Consider the following 493-nt stretch of genomic DNA (forward strand, 5'->3'; position numbering starts at 1 on the left):
CCAGCAGCACTGGAGCTGGTCCGAGCTGTTAAGGCAATTGATAGAGGAGATGAACAGGCGCTCAGCGGCAAGAGCCCGTTGGGTACCCGAGGAGACTACGAAGCCCGTCTCAACTCCCGGGGTAGCAGATACGCTGTTAATCGATCCAGCGAGGCTGGATGATGAGGATATGATCTATCAGGCGATGAAGGCTTACATGGAATATATGGACGGAACGTATGAGACGAAGAGTGAGCTTGATCTGGAGCTGATCGAGCTGCAGATGGTGTCCGAAGGAAGTCAAGCCTATGAGAAGATTCGAAAGAACTTGCTGAAGAGTTTATTTCGAGGCGATGAAGCAGCCCTGGAGCAATGGATGAAGCGATTCAAAGATCCGGGAACGCGGGGGAAAGCGATCCTGGAGCTGAAGCAGGGCATCGGGTTGACAAGGGAACCCACATCAGCGCAGCCGGAGCGAAATCGAGCGGCAGAAGTGTATCTGGTGATGAGTGAA

General features: G+C 53.3%; 1 protein-coding gene. It reads left to right on the plus strand.

Going from position 1 to position 493, the window contains the following annotated elements:
* Positions 1-493, plus strand: a 493-nt coding sequence (locus tag ACY1JZ_RS26095) for a hypothetical protein (RefSeq protein ID WP_462631693.1), incomplete at both ends; no start/stop codon positions are given.

The organism is Paenibacillus sp. J5, from assembly GCF_054955055.1.